Genomic DNA, 19772 nt, shown 5'->3' on the forward strand with positions numbered 1-19772 from the left:
AAAGACTTGTGGTAATAAGTCAAGAGAAAATCCAAAAAAATAAAGTTGATTTTGGACTTTCAAAGGAAAAAAAGAACGCACTGAACTAGACCCGCACCATCACAGGAACGATCGTTCGGGTCGGTTAAAAGGATTCAAAAGCAGCTATTTGCTTTTGCGTTACACGCTCCTTTTTGGCGTGTAGAGTTGGTGATTGCGTAGTAGCACATCCACCAAACGCACTAATTTTCTTGCAGTCATGACAAGGGCTCTTTTGTGTTGAAATTTCGGAACTTCTTTATACTTCTTTAAGTAAAATTCACGATAGGCGGGTTCATTTCGTTGGACCGAGTTGGCAGCTTCAACTAAGTAATAACGAAGATACTGATTTCCCGACATAACTCGTGGTGTTCGTTCCGATTCATAGTCGCCTGATTGCGATTTTTTCCAGAATAGGCCGGCATATTTAGCTATTTGCGCTTGTGTTTCAAATCGATCAATTTGACCGATTTCGGCGATAATACCTGCCGCGTAAACCGAACCAATACCCGGCACGCTTTTCAAGCATTGTCCTTCTGGAATAATGTCAAAAAGGGATTCAATCCCATTTTCTAACGCTTTGACCTGGTTTTTAAGTGTTTGAATCAGTTTGGCATAGGTGGCCAATACGATGTCAATCGAATCCTGCACGACCTTGCCCAAACGATAAGAGTCACGAATCGCCTTTTGGATGGATGCCGCTACTTTTTCTGGCTGACGAAAGCGACCTTTTCCTTTCTCTTGAAGGAAATCAGCCAGCTCTTCCAGCTCCATCTGAGCGATATCATCCAGCGAAAAGGATTCGGCAAATAACTCCATCATGGTAGAGCCAAAAACAGAAGTATCTACTTCATTGGTCAATGTATTGCACTTGTAATAAAGGTTTTCAAGGAAATGTTGCTTACACTCGGTCAATTGATGAATCACTTGATAGCGAGAACGTGTTAAACGCTGAAGGGCCACATACTTTTCTTCCTTGATAATCGTTTTATTATAGCGTCCAAACCGAAGAAAGTCGGCAATCCGAAACGCATCGATTTTATCGGTTTTATCTTCTTCAAATAAGCCTTTAAATCGGTGAATCGCTTTTGGATTTTGAACCACCACTTCCACCCCAATCCGTTTTAAGTCGGCATCGTTATCTAAGAGATGTGCAGGGTGAAAGCTATACACAGATGTGGATTCCATACCGATAGTGATTTTTTCGTAATGGGATTGCCCGTTATAAGCTAAGATATTTTCTTTGATCTGGTTCGCTCCATGGATATCGTTTGGAAAAGTCGTTTCTTTTAGACGCGTGTCTTCGCTATCCAGAAAACACACATCAAGTTTTTTGGAGCTTACATCAATACCTACAAATAAATGCATGGAAAGGACCTCCTTTCATTTGATTTTGGAATAAGCTTGGATACTGCGGGATATCCCTAGAAGCAATGGTCTGGCAACAGCCTCGCGTATAAGTATTCGAAAGGCGCATCTCTAAAAGCTGCCCCAATATCCACTAATATTGGTATAGAAATGCGCCGATACAGCTTGTGTGTTTGCAGTACAACCATTGTCTGGGTCACAGTCTTTCATCGTAGTCGAACTACAGGAGAATACAGCATATTCCCAGTTGGATCCATTCCAATTTCTATTATCCAGGGACATCACGCAATATCCAAGCCAAAGGTATTGATTAGATATTATTCTTGATTGATTTATTACCACATTCTCTTTGTGAAAAAGAGGAATCATTACCTTGAAAGTAATATAATTATTTAATTATCAAAGAGCAATTTTTTGTTCTTGAAATATATAATACGAGGGGAATAGTTGATGAAAAAACTAATTTTAGATATTGACACCGGTATTGATGATGCAATGGCTTTAGCTTATAGTGCAGGAGCCAAAACAATCGATCTGATAGGAGTGGTTGGGACGTATGGTAACGTTTATACTCAGCAAAGTGTACAAAACACGTTAAACATTTTAGATATGATAGGAAAAGTAGATATTCCTGTGTATGAAGGTGAACCTCATGCAATAGCTAAAAACAATTTTAAGCGCTCAGAAATCGGTAAAAAAATTCATGGACAAAATGGCATTGGTGAAGTAGAACTTCCGCAAGCTAAACGGACAAAAGAAGCTAAAAGTGGTGTTAACTTTATTATTGATTCCGTTAAAAAATATGGAAAAGATTTAGTAATCGCAGCGACAGGACCTATGACAAACCTTGGAGTAGCTTTAAAAGAATATCCAGAGATGGCCAAAGAAATTGGACAGATAGTTATTATGGGAGGAGCATTAACCATCCCAGGAAATGTAAGCCCTTTTGCAGAAGCAAACATTTCACAAGACCCAGAAGCAGCCAAATTGTTGTTTGAAAGCGGCTCTCCCATAATTATGGCAGGACTAGACGTAACTATGCGTTCGATTTTAACGCAAAAAGACACTCAAAAATGGAGACAAATCAGTAAAGTTGGGGAAAAATATGCTGATATTGTCGATTATTATATCCATATTCATGATGAAACTGCGCCAACTGTAAAGGGGTGCCCTTTACACGACCCATCAGCAATTGCTGCAATTATCCATCCAGAATTATTCGATATGCTACCATTAGCTATGACTGTTGAAACAGAAGGCCCTTCTGTTGGTAGAACAATTGGGATTACTGAGAAGATACGTGAAAAAACACCGAATGTAAAAACATGTATAAATGTTAAAAAAGGAGCAGTAGCAAAAGACATGTGCGATACAATGGCAATTTTATATGCTGGTACCTAAAAAACGACAATAAAAGTAAAACAACCATAACTAGACAGAATAAACTAAACTTTAAAAAGTGTGACCCTTGTCTATTCGAGAAACTGTGACTTATGTAAAACTAAGACAAAAATATCCGAACTATATTTATTGAGATTTGCTAGATATTGTTAATTTGTAGCAAGAGCCTGCTGAAACACAGGGAAAATCTTTCTATAGTTCGGGTATTTTATCGCTCGAAGAGTTCATGCCAAAACTGGCACAATCATATCAATTATTTTGGAATTGTCTAGTTACTAAATTAGAAGCAAAAAAGTCTGGCTTATACTGGTACTTCTCTACAATTTCAAGAACTCGTTGCCTCGTTTCTGTACTAAAACGCCCCCCTTTGTGATTTAATATTTGCGAGACAGTAGTGACTGAAACCCCTGCAATTTCAGCAATTTGGCGAATAGTTAGCTTCATTTGTTTCCCCTCTTTTCACTTTGAAGAATATAATAGCCCTTATCTTTTTTTACTATAGCAGCATTTCCAAATACTTCAGTCATCTTCTTTTGAGCGCTTGGTGCTCCTTGTTTTTTCTGAATAACAATCGTTAGCGTCCCTGTTTTCTGCAAATACTGATATCCCTCTTCGATAATTTGATGAACAACTCTTTTTCCAGCGCGAATAGGCGGATTACTTAAAATGGCCGCATAATTTTTCTTTTGAACAGAATCATAGACATCAGAAAGATGGATATCTACGTTTTTAATCTGATTTTGCATAGCATTTTGTTTAGCTAAATCAACGGCCCGTTCATTAACATCTGTCATCTCAATTTGACGACCGCTTGCATAAGCGATAGCTAAACCAATCGGTCCATATCCGCATCCCACTTCTAAAATATTCCCCTCGGGTAAACTTTGCCAAGAAAAGGTTTGGATAAGGACTCTTGATCCATAATCCACGGTATTTTTAGAAAAAACGCCGCTATCTGTCATAAATTGAAAAGTTTTATCGAACAACTCAAAAGACCATTTTAAATTTTCATGCGAACTTGTCGGATTCGTTTGATAATAGTGATTTGTCATAACTTCCCTCTTTTTTATATTTATACTTTTATCATACCGATTTTTTTGACAAAGTAAATGAAAGTTCTATTTTTTTCTACTGTAGCTAGGAGCTCTTTTATTTTTGTGTTAAAATACTCTTGTCTATTTTTTTGAACTTATATTGTTGAAAAATTAAGCAAGGTTTTCTATTTTATATGAGGAGGACCTATGGAAGAGTATATGAATTTCTATCAGATTCCTCGTAGCGAATGGCAAGGGTTTTATTTACCTAAACACACGCCATTAACGCAAGAAGAATTAGATAGCATAAAAAGTTTGAATGACCGCATTTCAATGCAAGATGTGGAAGATATTTATATTCCAATGTGTCATATGATTCATTTGCATATGAAAGAATATGAATCATTAAGTTTAAGCAAAGGTCTTTTTTTACACCGTTATATTAAAGTCCCACCATTTATTATTGGAATTGCAGGAAGTGTAGCCGTTGGAAAAAGTACCACAGCAAGACTTTTACAGACCCTCTTGTCTCGTTTATTTCCTAAACAAGATGTCCAATTAATTACTACAGACGGATTTTTATATCCTAACCGTGTTCTAGAAGAACGAGGAATAATGGATCGCAAGGGTTTTCCTGAAAGCTACGATATGGAACGGTTAATTAAATTTTTAAACAGTGTCAAATCACATGAAAAGGACCTTAAAATCCCCCTTTATTCTCATAAAAGTTATGACATCGTCGAAGGGGAGTACGAAACAATTTCCCAGCCGGACATTTTGATCGTTGAAGGGATCAACGTCTTTCAGTTACCTGCAAATCAGCAAATCTATGTAAGTGACTTTTTTGATTTTTCCATTTATGTTGATGCAGATCCTGCGTTAATCGAACGTTGGTATTTAGAACGATTTGAGTCATTATTAGATACCGCCTTTCAAGATCCATCCAATTATTATTATGAATATGCAATGGGAGATCGTAAAGAAGCACTCGATATGGCAAAATCCGTATGGAAAAATGTGAACCTGAAAAATTTAAAAGAATATATCTTGCCCACACGCTCGCGAGCAGATATAATTCTTCATAAAACCGATTATCATAAAATCGACCAAATATTATTGCGTAAATTTTAAATAATATTTTCAAACTAATTAGAATAGAGGGAAACGATTGTGACAAACGTTGAACATTTAGCAGATGTAGAAAAAATTATTGTATTAGACTACGGTAGTCAATACAACCAACTAATTACCCGGCGCATACGTGATTGCGGCGTTTTCTCTGAACTGCTAAGTCATAAAACAACAGCAGAAGAAATTAAAAAAATGAACGTCAAAGGGATTATCCTTTCTGGCGGACCTAATAGTGTCTATGATACAGATTCATTTGGTATTGATGAAGAAATTTTTGAATTAGGTATCCCGATTTTAGGAATTTGCTACGGCATGCAGCTAGTCACTCATCGACTTGGCGGTACGGTAGAAAGGGCTAAAAATCGCGAATACGGCAAAGCTGGTATTGAAGTTACTGCAGAAAAAGCACGGTTGTTTAACGCTACTCCTGATCACCAAACCGTTTGGATGAGTCATGGAGATCTAGTAAAAGATCTACCTACTGATTTTGAAGTGGTAGCGACAAGTAAAGACTGCCCGATCGCTTCCATCCAAAATGCTGAAAGAAAAATTTATGGCGTGCAATTTCACCCAGAAGTTCGCCACACTGAGTACGGGAATGATCTACTCAAAGAATTTGCCTTAGATATCTGTCAGTGTCAAGGTGACTGGACCATGGAAAATTTCATTGACATGCAAACAGCTAATATTCGCGAACAAGTCGGCGATAAAAAAGTACTACTCGCTTTATCTGGCGGTGTGGATTCCAGTGTTGTCGGTGTTCTTTTACACAAAGCTATCGGCGACCAACTCACTTGTATTTTTGTCGACCATGGCTTACTGCGTAAAAACGAAGCCGAACAAGTGATGGACAGTCTGGGCGGTAACTTTGGCCTAAACATTATCAAAGTCGATGCCCAAAAACGTTTCCTAGATAAATTGGCTGGAGTAACAGATCCAGAACAAAAGCGTAAAATTATTGGCAATGAATTTATCTACTTATTTAACGATGAAGCCATCAAATTGGCCGGGGAAGAAGGAATTAGTTTCTTAGCTCAAGGAACCCTTTATACCGACGTTATCGAATCAGGTACTGAAACGGCTCAAACCATTAAATCTCACCATAACGTGGGCGGTTTGCCAGAAGAAATGAGCTTCCAATTAATTGAGCCATTGAATACATTGTTTAAAGACGAAGTGCGCGCATTAGGCACTGAACTTGGAATGCCAGATACCATTGTTTGGCGCCAACCATTCCCAGGCCCTGGTTTAGGTATCCGTGTATTAGGTGAAATAACAGAAGAAAAACTAGAAATCGTCCGCGAATCCGATGCAATTTTACGCGAAGAAATCGCAAATGCTGGTCTAGATCGTGACATTTGGCAGTATTTCACTGTATTACCAGGCATGCGTTCTGTCGGTGTGATGGGTGATGAACGGACGTATGATTATACAGTAGGAATACGCGCTATCACTTCTATTGACGGTATGACCGCTGACTTTGCGCGCATCCCGTGGGATGTATTGCAACATATCTCCGTACGTATCGTAAACGAAGTCGATCACGTGAATCGGATCGTTTATGATGTGACGAGCAAACCTCCCGCTACAGTCGAGTGGGAATAATTATAGGAGAGCCGAAAACCCTTGCATGACAAGGGCTCTCGGCTCTTTTCCCTTTTGTCATTCCATTAAAATTGCATTATTTTTGTCTATTTGTATTATGATTACCTTTACGATACTGAACAGTAAATTGATTTTTAGGTGACGTATCTGTGTTTTCTGTTGCGGTTTGGTACGATAAAACACCTTCCAATTTATTTGCTACCTCAAAATTACTGTTTGGGTACAGATGACCGTATGTGCCTAAAGTGGTTTCAATGTCTTCATGTCCGAGACGGTCTTTAATGATTAACGGATTTTTTCCCATACGAATCAATAGTGAGGCATGAGAATGTCTTAAAGCATGTAATCGAATCCGATGGACACCTGCTTTTTTAGAAAAACGTTCTATGGAGATATAATCAGTCATTTGTTATTATTCTCCAGTTTAGGTATAATGAGCTGAAGAGAAAAATAAAGTCGTTCCAAAGTAAAGGGTGAGTGGATATTATTGTTGAAAATAATCGAGACTTAAACGGTGAAACACTCCGAAGTATTGCGCCAGTTAGTTTAATGATGGCTATTTTTCTTTTGGCATATACGATATGGTTCGGATTTGCGTGGGGCTTATTCGGTTGGATTCTTTTTACCGTGAGTTTATTTATATCCACTATTCTATTTGTAAAGAGTATACAAAATATTAAACATTCCAAATTATTTGAAGTACATGAAACGAAATCAGGTAAACGGATCGGTAAAGCCATGGGCATTCTCAGTGGTGTTAGTTATGGAATCCTATGGTTATCCGTCATTATACTAATCATTATTGACTGGTATGCACTCATTATGCCTGTAGTGACACTCATTATTGGACTCCATTTCTTCCCTCAAGCTAAAATCATGAATCGGAAATTAGATTATTTTGTTGCGCCTATTCCTATTGCCACTGCACTGATTTCTATTATACTAGTGATTAACTCAGATTTACCATGGCAATCTGCCTTCGCTATTGCGAGTATCGGTGGTGCCATTGCAACAATAATCTATGGGTTTCATATTTTGAGTACATATCAGCAACTAACCAGTCACAACGCTGCAAATAAAAATGGTAAAATGCCATAATTTAAAGTGGCAATCACACTTTTCAATTTCAACAGTCAGGAACAACGGTTACTATTCTGATTGATGTCAAAGAAGTTACTGACGCTAAAAGGATTTTCTCCGCTTTACTAGCGGGAGGACAAGAAACAATGGCCCTTCAAGAAACCAGCTTTAGTCCAGCAATGGGGCAGGTAAACGACAAATTTGGTGTCGAATGGCAAATCATTACCGAGCACCCTGACATGCGAAAAGAATCAGAATAAATTATGTGGAAAAATTAGTTCCAGGGACATTTACTGGCCTTGTTACCAGCCACCACCCATGGGTCAAACGATGCGAGGTACACTTTGAAATTAAATTATCTTGTTCATCCAAACCAGACTGTTATTCATTTAAAAATAATAAGGAAAAACTGGTACGATAGCATTGTTACTAAAGGATATGTTTTCTGAAGTAACGAATATACAATTTAATCCATTTTAGCAAGCATGACTAAAAAAGGAAGATCATAAGCTTTAATAGCTATGTTCTTCCTTTTTCACACTTTTAACCAAATTCTCTTACTTCGCACAAGTACAACACGCAATAATGTAATAAATTAGCTACAACCCCTATTATTAGTTACCGTTGAATAAGTTATAGTTATTAAACATGGATGCCTTTTTCTTACTTAGTTGAAAAAAATTAATACTTTTAATCTACTATAAGAAATATTAATTTGATAACAAACGTGTTTGGTAAAATCAAAATAAAAAAGAGGCATTTAAATGGGAAAACATCTATTAATCAAACCAGATATTACTTTTGAAAAAGAGATTCAAGAATTTCGTGAAGAAGTGTTACGTATCGATAATCATGTTGATGGTGCTGGACCTTTAAACCAAATGACTGAAATAAAAGAATGGCTCGAATTCAACCGTCTCGAAGTATCTAAAAATACGATTCTTGAACGTTTAGAAGAGCGTGTCCCATCATTAAAAGCACGGGGAGCTGAAAGAGTAGACGAAATTTTAGAAAGCTTCAAAAAAATTCCTACTTCTGAAAAAGTAAATAACGACAATGTTGCAAAAGAAGATACCGTAAATAAAATACTGGATCAAATAAATACTTACAGGGTTAATTTTTGAATCATTGGTTAGATGATTAACTGATAATCTTTCATAGTTATTATGAAAAGTCCAACGCTGGAGGCGCAGCAGCTCCCCTAAGATTAGGGTGGCTTTTTTAGTGAACTCACTGCTAATCCTCCCACTGATATTTCTTCAAATCGACGTGGTTTTCATCTTTTAAAAAAACGCCTTCCTCGAAAAGCAAATCAGCTTGTTTATTCCAACCCGGAGCTAATCTTCCTGCATGGTTAACCACACGATGACAAGGATATTTCCCATAATATTCGGCTCTACTGAGGACTTTACCGACAAGTCTAGCGTTTTTTTCTCTGCCAATTAACCTGGCAATTTGTCCGTATGTAGCAACACAGCCCTCCGGTATTTCTTCTACAACAGAGAGAATTTCATAAATCAAATCGTCATCTAAAACGCGGTTCATGAAATGATCACACTCGCTTTCTAGTGTAATAAAAGTTCTGATTGATCTTTATTGTATGCTTTATAGTTTTTTTATTGTAGAAACATATTGGCATTGTGCATCGATTTTAACGTTATATTATTAACTTCACTTTAATTTTAATAATCCTATTATGTCATATAATAACTGATTTAAAGGAAATATAGTAATATTAATATACAACATTGAAACAATATCTCTTACTTCTAAAGAAATTAACAATCAGATTAAAGAAAGGTGAAGATTGAAAATGAAAGTTAAAACAATTACTTCGTTATCAAGTGAGAAAACATTAGACAAACGAATGAATGAGTTTTTAGTAGCAGTTTAGCTGATCCTTTATTGAATATGGCAACAATAGTACACATTATAGGTGTGTTTGGAATAACCGTTACTCAGAATGTGCCTCGAAATAAACGTCTGGAAAAAACAGAAGACTATTGGGAAACTTTTCTAAAAGAGCAGGCATTCTGGAACCACGTTCATACACTCAGCGCCATTCTGAGCACAATCTTTATCATACGCTATTTGTTATAAGAGGAAGTGTTAACCCCGACAACATCAGATTTTTCTAGTTAACCCTACTTTTTCAAGTGTATAACCATCAATGAAACGCCTTTAGCGATGACCCCTACTATAACGGCAGGAAGGATCCATGAAAAACCTAAGTCCGAAAAAGGAAGTGTCACAAAAGGATTAATATAATCCCAATTTGGATTAAACGCTGTTAACCCATCATTTAAACTAACAAGCAATGTCATCCCAACCACGCCTCGATAAACGATCTCATCACAAGTTATATACTTATTAATGAAACTCAATAAGATTAATGCAATAATGACTGGATAAACCACATTCAATACAGGTACAGAAAATTGAATGAGTTTTTCCAACCCGATATTAGCTACGGTAGCACTAAATACAACGAAGAACAGAAGAAAAAATTTATAGGAGATAGAAGGAAACAATTTATTAAAATACCAAGCACATGAAGAAAGTAGCCCTACTGCTGTAGGAAGACAAGCAAATATCACGACTAAACCAAAAAGGAAGTTCCCAGGTAGTCCGAAATAATTATTAGCGACTTCCGATAATGTATCTGCTCCAGAAGTAAAACTAAGTGTGGAACTACTTGCTCCAATATAGGCAATACCTAAGTAAACAAGAGACAAGAAAATCGCTGATATCACTCCAGCTTTTAAAATGATATTTTTTCTAGCCGTTTGATTAAATTCTCCTATCTCTTTAATCGCATTAATAATAATTGTTGCAAAAATGATCGATACAATGGTGTCCATAGTTAAATACCCTTCTTTTACCCCACTAAAAAAAGGAGCATTTGCATATTGACCTTGAGGTGGCTGGAAATCACTAATAGGATTCAAAATACTAGTTAAGATGAAAACACCTAAAATTATTAACAAAACAGGAGTCACTACTTTTCCAAAGCGATCCACAAATTTACTAGGATGCAAGGCTAAATAGTACACCACCCCAAAAAAAGCAACGTTATAGATAAACAAACCGATCGCAGAATACGCTTGATTCAAAAAAGGAGCTACGCCAATTTCAAATGAAACCAATCCTGTTCTGGGAGCTGCCATCAAGGGCCCGATAGATAAGTAAGTAATAATTGTTAATATTGTAGCAAAAAAAGGATGGACTTTTTGCGCTAATTTTTCAGTGTTGCCATCTCCACTCACATTAGCAATCGCCACCAATCCCAACACAGGTAAAGCAACGCCCGTAATTAAAAAACCTGCCATAGCGCTCCATGTGTTTTCTCCAGCTTCACCACCTAATCCTGCAGGAAAAATTAAATTCCCTGCGCCGAAAAAAAGAGAGAAAACCATAAGCCCAATTAAAAAAGTCTGTCTAGAAGAAAGTTTATTATTTGTCATTTTTGCTCCTTTAAATACTTATTTCAAACATTAATTTGTATTTGCTTTTATAAATTTAATGAACGACTGTTTCAATTATAAAAATTATTTTTATTTTCTGAATTTTCATTCTATTCGTTATAAAACAACTGTATTCAATAGTACTAATTTATCATAAAAGATGGGCGACAAAAAGTCCTTCTCTATTAAATAACAAAAAAGACGATTAGAAATAACACACTCTGATCGTCTTCTACTATAGTTTTTATCCATATTTATTATGGCTAAGTTATCATTTCATTCATTACGCTTTTTATTCTTCGTTCTCCCAAGTAAATAATCTACACTCACATCAAAGTAATCGGCTAACTGAATTAATGTACTCGCTGTCCACTCTATTTTTCCAGTCTCATACTGAGAATACGTGTTTTGCGAAACGTTTAATAACTCAGCCACTTGCCGTTGCGTTATATCATTATCTTCTCTTATCGAACGAATATTTTTATAACTCATCTTCATCACCCATGTTTATTATAAATATCTGTATTAAAGATATTGTTTTTCATCTTTAATACAGATATAAGGTCTAGCCAAAACAACAAGTTTTATATTCTCGTAAGGTCTCATTCCTGCATTTTTTTGATAAAACTGTACTAACCCAGAGTCAGCGGTAAAGAGCCATCAATCAAAGTCCTCATGTTTTTCTATCCAATTTACCGCTGTTTTTATTAAGTCTGATGAAAAACCTTGATTACGATATGCTGAATCCGTACCAACCCACGAAAAATTTCTGAAAAACATAGGGGATAGTTAGCACTATAAAAGCTGTTAAATTAGCATTTCAAAAATTTAACTAAATATAAAACATATATAATGACACAAACTCGTCTCTTTTTCGTCCAAAAAAAGAATAGCTACATACAATTTATTTGAATCAGAAGGCCGATTTTGTTCCTATACATTTACATAAACATTTAGTTTTACTACTAAGGTTGGAATTGATGTAACCTGTCTCTTCCCAAAAAGCTTGTCAGAATGCGCAACGTACGAAGTGAAAGTCGCGTATTCTGATAAGCTTTGATTGGCGTGGCGTAAGCCGTGCCAATCATCTACCCCCTCTCTCTAACAGGGGGGGGTAGAAAAACACAATAAACTGAAAACAATGTACTAAAAACATGGATATAACAACGTCTGATTAAAAAAAGGATGTTAACTTTTTTTTCGAATAGTTGACATCCCTAACAATTGTTAAAAATACGATTCTATAAAGCTTAAAACACAGCTAAAAATTAAAGTTAAAATTCAAAAGAAAATGCTGCGCCACATTCATTAATTCTTTTTGTGTAATTTTTCCAAGAACTTGGATGTTTCTTCCAACTTGTTTTGTAAAATCCAAGCTATAAACCTGTTTTGTATTTACTTTGCTGTTCTCACTTAATTTCTTATTTTGAATTGAAACAAAATAAGGGCGTTTTTTATCTGTTGACGTAATGGGACAAACAATGATTAAATTCGAGGCTAAATTATATTCATCACGGCTAATGACTACAGCAGGTCGTCTTTTCTTTATTTCACTTCCCTTTGAAGGTTCAAAGTCAATAGAAATTAACGCTCCCTGCTCGATGTTACTCATCTAATTCACTTCCAGTAGGGATAAAATTTTGAGCCAATTCATCTTCATCATCAATAAATTCATCTTTCTTTACATCAGCAAAATAATCTTCAATTTTAGGAATAAGCGAAATTGTTCCATCTTTTTCTTGCGTGATATAAAATTCCTGTCCTTCAGAAACATTAAACTTCTTAGCTAATGTGACCATAACTGCATTTCCTTGCTTTCGAGTTTTTACTTTATCCATTTGTCACACTCCTAATATTTTGTATATTTATTTTAACACGTAATTTAAGTAATTACAAAACTTACTTCCATAACAACTTAATTTATTTATAAAAAATGCAACAATTTCTCTATTTAGATTGGGACATAGGATGAAAGGATATTTTCTCTGCTTTTTTCATTTGTCAGATATACTAAGTAATTGTTTACTTGAGTCATTTCGACTAATTCATAAAGTTAACATTCTTAATAAACAAAAAAGTTTAAAAAAATTTCCAAAAAATGCAACAAAATGTTCTTTCGAGTCGGGAATCAGTATGAAAGGAGGTTTTCTCCTAAATTTAAAGCTATGTAGTTCTTATAGTAGCAGTAAATAATAAGTAGTGTGCTAATCTTTCACTCACCTGCTCCTTGAAAACTAAATACATAATCAACTCAAATCTTTAAATGGAGGGTTCATAATGTCTGAGATAGATTTTTTCAATACACAGATCAATGAAGAAGCTTTGGAAAGTCAAATAATCGAACAAATTAAGTTAAAAATAAAAGCGTTTGATGACAATAAAATTTTTTACGACCTTGACAATTTAGTCACCATCACTTCTTTTTCTAAAGGGCATATTATGAATGCTTTTTTTAACGACTCTAGATTCAGAAAAATTAGAAGAAAAATCGGACGAAAATGGATTTTCCCGGTGCAGGAAACCAATACTTTTCTTAAGCAGTGGATATTAGAACAGCCGAACGAATAAAAATTGAAAAAATAGAACATAAAAACATTAAAGCTACCTACCGTTCTAAAGTTTATTTCAAAGGAAAACGATATCTCGGTGTCCATAGAAAAACAAAGAAAGAAGCTGAGTTAGATGAGATAAGCCAGAAAAAAGAACTTTTAACAGGAGAATATTCAAAAGAAACGAATAAAACATTGGAGGATGGTTTTGAGGATTATATTACTTTAATAGCGCCAAAAAATTTGTCCATTAAAGCTCTAAAAATCGCTAAATCAAATTATAAAAATCATATTCAACTCGAATTAGGCCATCGTTTATTAAACGAATTGAAACCCTTAAAAATACAAAAATTCTTGAATAAAACTGATGATATTCTTTTAAAAAAATCTCTATAAGAATCAACCTCCCATTTTTATTTAAGAAACTTCATTGCACAGGTCCTATACGTTCCCCTTCTGCTGGATTTCCTTTATTAGGTTCTGTGCTGAAAGCATCATAATGATAAACCCTTACCGAATTCATAAATGAACTTCCTCCATTAAAAATAATCGTCGCATGCTATAAGTACTTTTCGACAGATTGGCAAGGCACCTCATCTTCATAATAGATATTTGAAGAAACTTGGTAACCGCATTTTAAATAAAACGCTAAAGCGGCAACTTCAGAATGAATATCCACTTTTTTGTAGCCCGCTTTTTTTGAATAATCTTCCAATTGTTTGAGTATTTCGGAAGAAAGAGACTTTCCTCTATATTCTTTTAAAGTCGCCACGCGAGTAATTCGGACATTTTCTTTATTGATTTTTAATAAACGCGCAGTAGAAACCGGTAAATTCCCGCAATATGCTACGGCATAAATTGCCTGGTCCGTATCATTTTCATCAAATTCATCTTGTAATGAAATCTGAACTTCAAACACAAAGACATGCATTCGAATAAAAGTACTGGCTGCTTTTTGCCATGCTTGATTTCCTATAATGATTTCTGTATTTTCCATGTCTATCCAACCATTTAGAAACTATAATCTAAAAGTTTTTATGATACATTCCAAATTTTGTTTTGACTTACATAATTTGCTCTTATCCACTCAGTATTTAAAATCATAGAATATAAAAATTAATAAATACCATCCCGCCAAACGTTAGTTTCATAAACTCACGTTTGAGGGATGGCTTTATTATGAAAATAAAATTTCGTTCGATTATTGCATGAACAAAGGCTTGTCCCTATCAGTATTTGGTTCACTTACGCCTATATTTGTATTCTTATATTCCTCAAAGGATTGAATAGCTTCCAACACGAGATCAGCCACGGCCTCTCGTGTTACTTGCGTTCCTTTAAAGGTTTCTCCTTTTTGCGTTATTTCATATTCTCGAATAGACGGATCGTTATACATCCAAGCAGGTCGAATGATAACAGCGTCTATATTAGATTCTTCTATAATGTCAGCAGATTTGCCTTCTTTTGGAAGCACTTCAGATAAAATACTGCGATTCCATTTATTAAAAGATTCAGGTAATTCGTCATATATACCAAGGCTGCTGATAGCGACTAGCTTATGAATAGCCATTTCATCCATTGTATTCAAGATTTTCTTAGTTGCCTCAACATCCACCGTGTAATCGAGAAAGATAAGATCTACGTATTCCATAGCTTTCTTTAAAGAATCCGCATCATGAAAATCCCCGTCAATCACTTGCTCTTTGTTTTCGTTCAAATCATGAATACGTTGGGTAGCATCTCGAGCATATAATACGAGGTCATTCTCTGTTTTGTCTTTTAACACTTGTCTCACTCGTTGAGATACCTGTCCAACTGCACCAAGAATTAATATCTTCATAAATATAACCTCCAAAAAAATTGTTCTCCTATCATTTTAACATGAAAGTTATATAACCTCTAACATAGTCCTTTGTTGGATTTATTTTCATATAATGATCGCTAATAATACCTACTCGTAAGACCTCATCTATTTACCCTTCCTGCATTTCACTTTTCTCCAAAATACAAAACAGCGTGAAAAAATTCACTTCACGCTGTTCTTTTTATTTATCCAATACGTAGATAGCCCCATGGCTGCCCGTGTAGCATTTGTCTGATCCAGTAAATTGACCATAGCAAAGTCATGAATTGTTCCTTGAAAACGTACTTAAGTCACTGCTACTCCTGCTTCGCGTAACTTACGCGCATAAGCTTCCCCTTCATCACGCAAAACATCTGCTTCAGCAGTTAAAATTAAAGCTTCAGGTAAATCTTTCAATTCTTCTTCTGAAGCCTTTAAAGGGGAAGCTGTAATCTCGTTTCTTTCTGACTTATTCATAGTATACTGATTCCAAAACCACTGCATTCCTTCTTTTACTTTCTAAAGAAGAGCTTTATGGATATAAATTAAGCGAGCGATTAGAACAATTTGGCTTCACTGAAATCTCTAAAGGAACCATTTACCCTTTATTACTCTCATTAGAAAAAAGAGAGCTGATCACTGGAAATATGCGTTCTTCTGACAGTGGTCCAAAAAGAAAATATTACTCACTTACAGATAAAGGAATAGAAGAAAAAAATACCTTCTTAAAACAATGGAAGCTTTTAAAAAATAACGTAGACCAACTTATCGAAAGGACTGACGAAGATGAAAGCAAATGAAATCATTCGCGAAAATACCACCCTACAACAATTCCTTACAAAGGATAACGCATATTATTACGGCCATCTAGTGATTTATATTCGAAGTATGTCATTATTCCGAGACGAACAAAAGTCAGAACAACTATTACTGGAAATACTTCAAGATATATTAGAAGCACAAAAGCATGGTATCAGCGCCGAAGCGTACTTCGGCAAAAATCCTAAACAAATCGCTGATGAAATGATTCGTCATTTACCTATGAATTTGAAAGATACACTAGCATTTATTTTTCATGGTCTAGGTGTTCTTTTGCTTTTTACGTTATTCCCAGAACTAACTCTTCCAAATAACGGATTTGACATAGGAACCTTTCTTATCTTTAGCATTTATACTATTTCTTTGGTTTTATTTATCGTATATCTTTTGGGCATTTCAATCTATCACTATCATTCAATGAGGACCAAAATTATCTCTGGTATCCTTATTGCCCTAGGAATTGCAATCGGTATTAGTCTCCAATTTTTTGTCACAACACCATGGACGATCGCTTTGGATGGACGTTTAGGTATACTGGTCATCAGTCTGACAGTTATAGCTTTAGCTTACCTGTTCTTTAAAAGTGAAGACAAAAGCTCTGGGGGACGTTTATTCCGTTTGTTCTACTATCTGCCATCAGCGGCATTCTTATTCGTATCAACAACTTATATCCATTTTTAAACACAGAAACTTTACAAGTAGGTATTGCAGTGTTCTTAGTTCTCGGATTACTTATCCACTTCACCCTAAGTATTAGAAATGCTCGTAAAAGATAATTTCATAGGATAAATAAGCTAGCGATTGTTCCAATATGATAACTAGAAGCGTATATTTATACTGCAATCATAAATGGATTTCCAAAAATATGGGTGTATGGTCCTGTCTTTTTCCTGAATCGATCATTTCAGAAGAAATTACTTGATCTGCTAAACGGTCACTAACTAAAAAGTAATCGATTCTCCAACCAGAGTTGTTCACTTTACTTGTTTTTACACGTTGCCCCCACCACGAGTAATGTCCTTCAATGTTGCCATGAACATAACGAAACGTATCTGAAAATCCATCATTTAATAGCGCCGTAAAGTGATCGCGTTCTTGATCGGTAAATCCAGCGGAAAAATGATTCCGATCAGGATGGGCCAGATCAATTTCTTTATGGGCAACATTATAATCACCCGAAGCAATCACTGGCTTTTGTTTATCTAAAGCAACTAAATACGCTTTATATTTTTCATCCCAAACTTGTCGCTTTTCTAACCGATCTAAGTTCCCTCCGGCATTTGGCGTATAGACTTGTGTCACAAAACAATTATCAAATTCCAATGTGATAATGCGCCCTTCTTGATCCATGGTGTCAGGAGCTCCGATTTCTGGAAAAGTAATCGTTGGCTCAAGGGTATTTTTATACAAAAACATTGTTCCAGCGTAAGATTTGCGTGCGGGTTCTTCTGAACTTCGCCAAGTTATCTTATAACCTGGTAATCTTTTAGCTAAAATATCTATATGCTTTTGGGTGGGACCATTAGCAGATAGTTTAGTTTCTTGAATAGCAATAACGTCTGCGTCATACTCTCCAATCGTATCTAAGACTTCTCTTGATAATTGCGCTCGATTTGAGTCACTTGTTAAAGCAGCATTTAAAGAATCAATATTCCACGAAATTAATTTCATGATCTTTCTCTCCTACACATAAAATTTTACTATAGTGCTATTGTAATTGATCCATTTGTTACATTTTAGATCATTACTTATTATTTTTTTTCGTTCCACTTTTGCGTTCTTCGACTAACTCCTCAACTAATTTATCTTTAGCTTTGTAGATATTATCATCGCCAAAATCCGTAATTTCAGATGTGCCAATACGATACTTTCCTGCCACATCACCATAATATTTGTTATACCGTAATTTAAATTTTTGAAAGATATAAGACACAACAACTCTTATAATAGCATAAATAGGAACACCAAAAACAAGCCCAAATAAGCCTAATAAATCTCCCATGATTAGTAAAATGATGATAATTGTTAAAGGATGAATATTCAACTGTCGGCCCATAATATTTGGTTCGACAAAATTTCCTTCAACAAATTGAACCACAATCCATACTATAATTAGTAAAAACACTTCAGTCCATGAAGTCAGTAAGGCAATGATCAACGCCGGAATAAATGTTAAAGTAGGGCCGATATAAGGAACAAGAGATAATATCCCCCCTGCAAGCCCCAAAATGCCACTATAATCTAGGCCTATGACTGTAAATCCTATAAATATCATTACACCATTCGCTACGGCGATAGCAAGTTGCCCTTTTATATAGGAACCTACTTGAATATTGATTTCAGTCGCCACACGGATCAAATCAGCTCGCCATTTAGGCGGGGTTACAGCGAGCGCGCCATTCGCAAATTTCTCTGCATCTTTTAATAAGAAAAATAAAATAATCGGAGCGATCACGATTGTCATTACTATATTAGTAATTCCGGTAACTACTGAAGAAAACCGAGTGAGCCCCTCAGATATATAGTTTCCTATGTCAGCACTGAAGCTATCTACAAAACCTTCTACTTGAGAAATCACGTTGTCTGCAATTTCGTTACCAGAAAAATCATTAACAAAAGCGATAGCAGAATCAATAAAGTTGTCCATAAAAACAGGAAATGTCTCTGTTAACGTAGAGATTTGATTTTCTAACAACGGAATCACAAGCCCAATTCCTCCTGCTAGAAGTAAAATCACACTTGCAAATAAAATAACTATTCCCCAAACTCTTTTGATCCTGTGCCTTTCCATAAAATCTATTGCCGGATTAAACAAATAATAAAGTAATAAGGCAATAATAATCGGCATAAGAATATTAGAAATAATAACCGCCAACGTACCGAAAATAAAATCTAGTCGGGTCATTGTAATAATAAAAATGCATAATAATAAGCCAACAGTAATGGTATATAAGACATTACTTCCACCAAGAAATTTAATCCAACGCGTATTTTTCATTTTTCCACTCCTTGTTTATCGAAAACAAATATATTCATTGTAGGAAAGTGATTTTACTACGATAATATTTGTGACTACTTTCAAAAACCATAACATAATCAGTTTATCAATTCATATGAATAAGTGCTATTTTATGAGTAGTAATATTTATAAATATATATAAACCTGAATGATTTCTAAATTTTTCCAAGGTCCGTTTAAACCTTGTCATGATCTTTTTTCTAAAAAAACTATTTCCGCACCTTCTGGGTGTACAAAAAAAACGCACTCTGTGTTATTGTAAAGTCGATAAAAACAACAATTAACACAAAAGGAGTGCGTTCTTATGTCTTTCACTTTACAACAAAAATCGCTCACATTCAATGCCCAAAAAGAAATCTCGGTCGCTAACGATGGGGGAAATTTAACCAATGACGCGGGGATCGTCTTGGTCGCTGAATTTTTAAAACAAATTCATTTTGA

19 protein-coding genes and 6 pseudogenes are annotated in these 19772 nt (G+C 35.3%); 11 read left to right on the forward strand and 14 right to left on the reverse strand.

All coding sequences use genetic code 11. From position 1 onward, the window contains the following. Positions 1 to 159: 159 nt before the first annotated feature. Positions 160 to 1386: an IS110 family RNA-guided transposase gene (locus tag G577_RS0106980; protein WP_028790464.1), complete on the reverse strand. Its 1227-nt coding sequence runs from the start codon at positions 1384 to 1386 to the stop codon at positions 160 to 162. A gap of 450 nt (positions 1387 to 1836) precedes the next feature. On the opposite strand from G577_RS0106980, the gene G577_RS0106985 reads away from it, so the two are divergent. After that, positions 1837 to 2787, forward strand: coding sequence for a nucleoside hydrolase (locus G577_RS0106985; protein WP_028790603.1), 951 nt, complete (start codon positions 1837 to 1839; stop codon positions 2785 to 2787). A 236-nt stretch (positions 2788 to 3023) separates the two neighbouring features. Here G577_RS0106985 and G577_RS0106990 read toward each other — a convergent pair. Continuing rightward, positions 3024 to 3231, reverse strand: a pseudogene (locus G577_RS0106990) (LacI family DNA-binding transcriptional regulator); the annotation flags it as partial. Beyond that, complete coding sequence (locus tag G577_RS0106995) at positions 3228 to 3839, reverse strand: class I SAM-dependent methyltransferase (RefSeq protein WP_028790605.1); 612 nt, start codon at positions 3837 to 3839, stop codon at positions 3228 to 3230. The pseudogene G577_RS0106990 and the gene G577_RS0106995, both read right to left, overlap by 4 nt. Before the next feature lie 189 nt (positions 3840 to 4028). Here G577_RS0106995 and coaA point away from each other — a divergent pair, with 189 nt between their 5' ends. Both coaA and guaA read left to right on the forward strand, forming a co-directional pair. Beyond that, positions 4029 to 4952 carry a type I pantothenate kinase gene (gene coaA / locus G577_RS0107000; protein WP_028790606.1) on the forward strand — a complete coding sequence of 308 codons (924 nt, stop codon included), beginning with the start codon at positions 4029 to 4031 and terminating at the stop codon, positions 4950 to 4952. Between the two features lie 39 nt (positions 4953 to 4991). Further along, a complete protein-coding gene (gene guaA / locus G577_RS0107005) occupies positions 4992 to 6557 on the forward strand; it encodes a glutamine-hydrolyzing GMP synthase (RefSeq protein ID WP_028790607.1) in 1566 nt (521 codons plus the stop codon). A 76-nt stretch (positions 6558 to 6633) separates the two neighbouring features. Here the strand turns inward: guaA and G577_RS0107010 are convergent. Next, a pseudogene (locus tag G577_RS0107010) lies at positions 6634 to 6948 on the reverse strand (tyrosine-type recombinase/integrase); the annotation flags it as partial. A 176-nt stretch (positions 6949 to 7124) separates the two neighbouring features. On the opposite strand from G577_RS0107010, the gene G577_RS11195 reads away from it, so the two are divergent. The 3 genes and pseudogenes from G577_RS11195 (at position 7125) to G577_RS11635 (ending at position 8761) form a co-directional block, all read left to right on the forward strand. Continuing rightward, complete coding sequence (locus G577_RS11195; protein WP_155988497.1) at positions 7125 to 7655, forward strand: hypothetical protein; 531 nt, start codon at positions 7125 to 7127, stop codon at positions 7653 to 7655. A 20-nt stretch (positions 7656 to 7675) separates the two neighbouring features. Continuing rightward, positions 7676 to 7897 (forward strand): annotated as a pseudogene (locus G577_RS11200) (VOC family protein); the annotation flags it as partial. A 504-nt stretch (positions 7898 to 8401) separates the two neighbouring features. Then, positions 8402 to 8761 carry a hypothetical protein gene (locus G577_RS11635; RefSeq protein WP_028790609.1) on the forward strand — a complete coding sequence of 120 codons (360 nt, stop codon included), beginning with the start codon at positions 8402 to 8404 and terminating at the stop codon, positions 8759 to 8761. Positions 8762 to 8873: 112 nt separating this feature from the next. Here the strand turns inward: G577_RS11635 and G577_RS0107030 are convergent, their stop codons facing one another. The 5 genes from G577_RS0107030 to mazE all read right to left on the reverse strand — a co-directional run bounded on the left by G577_RS0107030 (position 8874) and on the right by mazE (position 12939). After that, complete coding sequence (locus G577_RS0107030) at positions 8874 to 9182, reverse strand: MGMT family protein (protein ID WP_028790610.1); 309 nt, start codon at positions 9180 to 9182, stop codon at positions 8874 to 8876. 599 nt (positions 9183 to 9781) lie between these two features. After that, complete coding sequence (gene brnQ / locus G577_RS0107035) at positions 9782 to 11101, reverse strand: branched-chain amino acid transport system II carrier protein (protein WP_028790611.1); 1320 nt, start codon at positions 11099 to 11101, stop codon at positions 9782 to 9784. 276 nt (positions 11102 to 11377) lie between these two features. Further along, complete coding sequence (locus G577_RS0107040; RefSeq protein WP_028790612.1) at positions 11378 to 11593, reverse strand: helix-turn-helix domain-containing protein; 216 nt, start codon at positions 11591 to 11593, stop codon at positions 11378 to 11380. A gap of 769 nt (positions 11594 to 12362) precedes the next feature. Next, entirely contained in the window at positions 12363 to 12713 is a 351-nt protein-coding gene (locus tag G577_RS0107045; protein WP_028790613.1) for a type II toxin-antitoxin system PemK/MazF family toxin, read from the reverse strand. Then, positions 12706 to 12939 (reverse strand): type II toxin-antitoxin system PemI/MazE family antitoxin, encoded by a 234-nt coding sequence (gene mazE, locus G577_RS0107050; protein ID WP_028790614.1) that lies wholly within the window; start codon positions 12937 to 12939, stop codon positions 12706 to 12708. The genes G577_RS0107045 and mazE overlap by 8 nt, the downstream gene beginning before the upstream one ends. Positions 12940 to 13378: 439 nt before the next feature. Between mazE and G577_RS0107055 the strand changes: the two genes are divergently transcribed. Together G577_RS0107055 and G577_RS12025 are read left to right on the forward strand one after the other, a co-directional pair. Next, positions 13379 to 13669, forward strand: coding sequence for a hypothetical protein (locus tag G577_RS0107055; RefSeq protein WP_038027667.1), 291 nt, complete (start codon positions 13379 to 13381; stop codon positions 13667 to 13669). Continuing rightward, on the forward strand, positions 13642 to 14046 hold the full coding sequence (locus tag G577_RS12025; RefSeq protein WP_038022797.1) for a tyrosine-type recombinase/integrase: 405 nt from the start codon (positions 13642 to 13644) through the stop codon (positions 14044 to 14046). Before G577_RS0107055 ends, G577_RS12025 begins: the two co-directional genes overlap by 28 nt. A 163-nt stretch (positions 14047 to 14209) precedes the next feature. Here G577_RS12025 and G577_RS0107070 read toward each other — a convergent pair whose 3' ends face one another. From G577_RS0107070 to G577_RS11830, 3 genes and pseudogenes are all read right to left on the reverse strand, one after another. After that, entirely contained in the window at positions 14210 to 14647 is a 438-nt protein-coding gene (locus G577_RS0107070) for a GNAT family N-acetyltransferase (protein WP_028790617.1), read from the reverse strand. Between the two features lie 204 nt (positions 14648 to 14851). Then, positions 14852 to 15490, reverse strand: a complete 639-nt coding sequence (locus G577_RS0107075) for an NAD(P)H-binding protein (RefSeq protein WP_038027668.1) — start codon at positions 15488 to 15490, stop codon at positions 14852 to 14854. A 186-nt stretch (positions 15491 to 15676) separates the two neighbouring features. Further along, positions 15677 to 16006 (reverse strand): annotated as a pseudogene (locus G577_RS11830) (alpha/beta hydrolase fold domain-containing protein); the annotation flags it as partial. On the opposite strand from G577_RS11830, the pseudogene G577_RS11210 reads away from it, so the two are divergent. Together G577_RS11210 and G577_RS11215 are read left to right on the forward strand one after the other, a co-directional pair. Then, positions 15994 to 16293, forward strand: a pseudogene (locus tag G577_RS11210) (PadR family transcriptional regulator); the annotation flags it as partial. The pseudogenes G577_RS11830 and G577_RS11210 overlap by 13 nt on opposite strands. Before the next feature lie 70 nt (positions 16294 to 16363). Then, the gene (locus G577_RS11215) at positions 16364 to 16993 is read left to right on the forward strand and encodes a DUF1129 domain-containing protein (protein ID WP_162141352.1); all 630 of its coding nucleotides are present in this window, start codon (positions 16364 to 16366) and stop codon (positions 16991 to 16993) included. A gap of 162 nt (positions 16994 to 17155) precedes the next feature. Here G577_RS11215 and G577_RS0107095 read toward each other — a convergent pair whose 3' ends face one another. Both G577_RS0107095 and G577_RS0107100 read right to left on the reverse strand, forming a co-directional pair. Further along, on the reverse strand, positions 17156 to 17983 hold the full coding sequence (locus G577_RS0107095) for an exodeoxyribonuclease III (protein WP_028790620.1): 828 nt from the start codon (positions 17981 to 17983) through the stop codon (positions 17156 to 17158). A 73-nt stretch (positions 17984 to 18056) separates the two neighbouring features. Further along, complete coding sequence (locus tag G577_RS0107100; protein ID WP_028790621.1) at positions 18057 to 19310, reverse strand: AI-2E family transporter; 1254 nt, start codon at positions 19308 to 19310, stop codon at positions 18057 to 18059. Between the two features lie 325 nt (positions 19311 to 19635). Here G577_RS0107100 and G577_RS12715 point away from each other — a divergent pair. Beyond that, positions 19636 to 19772 (forward strand): annotated as a pseudogene (locus G577_RS12715) (IS1380 family transposase); the annotation flags it as partial.

This window comes from Tetragenococcus muriaticus DSM 15685, assembly GCF_000423785.1.
GTDB lineage: Bacteria > Bacillota > Bacilli > Lactobacillales > Enterococcaceae > Tetragenococcus > Tetragenococcus muriaticus.

Bases quoted from the DNA above. Each gene is read 5' to 3' on its own strand.
- G577_RS0107045 (WP_028790613.1), bottom strand. From the start codon at position 12,713: ATGAGTAACATCGAGCAGGGAGCGTTAATTTCTATTGACTTTGAACCT.
- G577_RS0107040 (WP_028790612.1), bottom strand. From the start codon at position 11,593: ATGAGTTATAAAAATATTCGTTCGATAAGAGAAGATAATGATATAACG.
- G577_RS0106995 (WP_028790605.1), bottom strand. From the start codon at position 3,839: ATGACAAATCACTATTATCAAACGAATCCGACAAGTTCGCATGAAAAT.
- G577_RS0107070 (WP_028790617.1), bottom strand. From the start codon at position 14,647: ATGGAAAATACAGAAATCATTATAGGAAATCAAGCATGGCAAAAAGCA.
- G577_RS0106980 (WP_028790464.1), bottom strand. From the start codon at position 1,386: ATGCATTTATTTGTAGGTATTGATGTAAGCTCCAAAAAACTTGATGTG.
- G577_RS0107055 (WP_038027667.1), top strand. From the start codon at position 13,379: ATGTCTGAGATAGATTTTTTCAATACACAGATCAATGAAGAAGCTTTG.
- G577_RS0107095 (WP_028790620.1), bottom strand. From the start codon at position 17,983: ATGAAATTAATTTCGTGGAATATTGATTCTTTAAATGCTGCTTTAACA.
- G577_RS0107030 (WP_028790610.1), bottom strand. From the start codon at position 9,182: ATGAACCGCGTTTTAGATGACGATTTGATTTATGAAATTCTCTCTGTT.
- mazE (WP_028790614.1), bottom strand. From the start codon at position 12,939: ATGGATAAAGTAAAAACTCGAAAGCAAGGAAATGCAGTTATGGTCACA.
- brnQ (WP_028790611.1), bottom strand. From the start codon at position 11,101: ATGACAAATAATAAACTTTCTTCTAGACAGACTTTTTTAATTGGGCTT.
- G577_RS0106985 (WP_028790603.1), top strand. From the start codon at position 1,837: ATGAAAAAACTAATTTTAGATATTGACACCGGTATTGATGATGCAATG.
- coaA (WP_028790606.1), top strand. From the start codon at position 4,029: ATGGAAGAGTATATGAATTTCTATCAGATTCCTCGTAGCGAATGGCAA.
- G577_RS0107100 (WP_028790621.1), bottom strand. From the start codon at position 19,310: ATGAAAAATACGCGTTGGATTAAATTTCTTGGTGGAAGTAATGTCTTA.
- G577_RS0107075 (WP_038027668.1), bottom strand. From the start codon at position 15,490: ATGAAGATATTAATTCTTGGTGCAGTTGGACAGGTATCTCAACGAGTG.
- G577_RS11635 (WP_028790609.1), top strand. From the start codon at position 8,402: ATGGGAAAACATCTATTAATCAAACCAGATATTACTTTTGAAAAAGAG.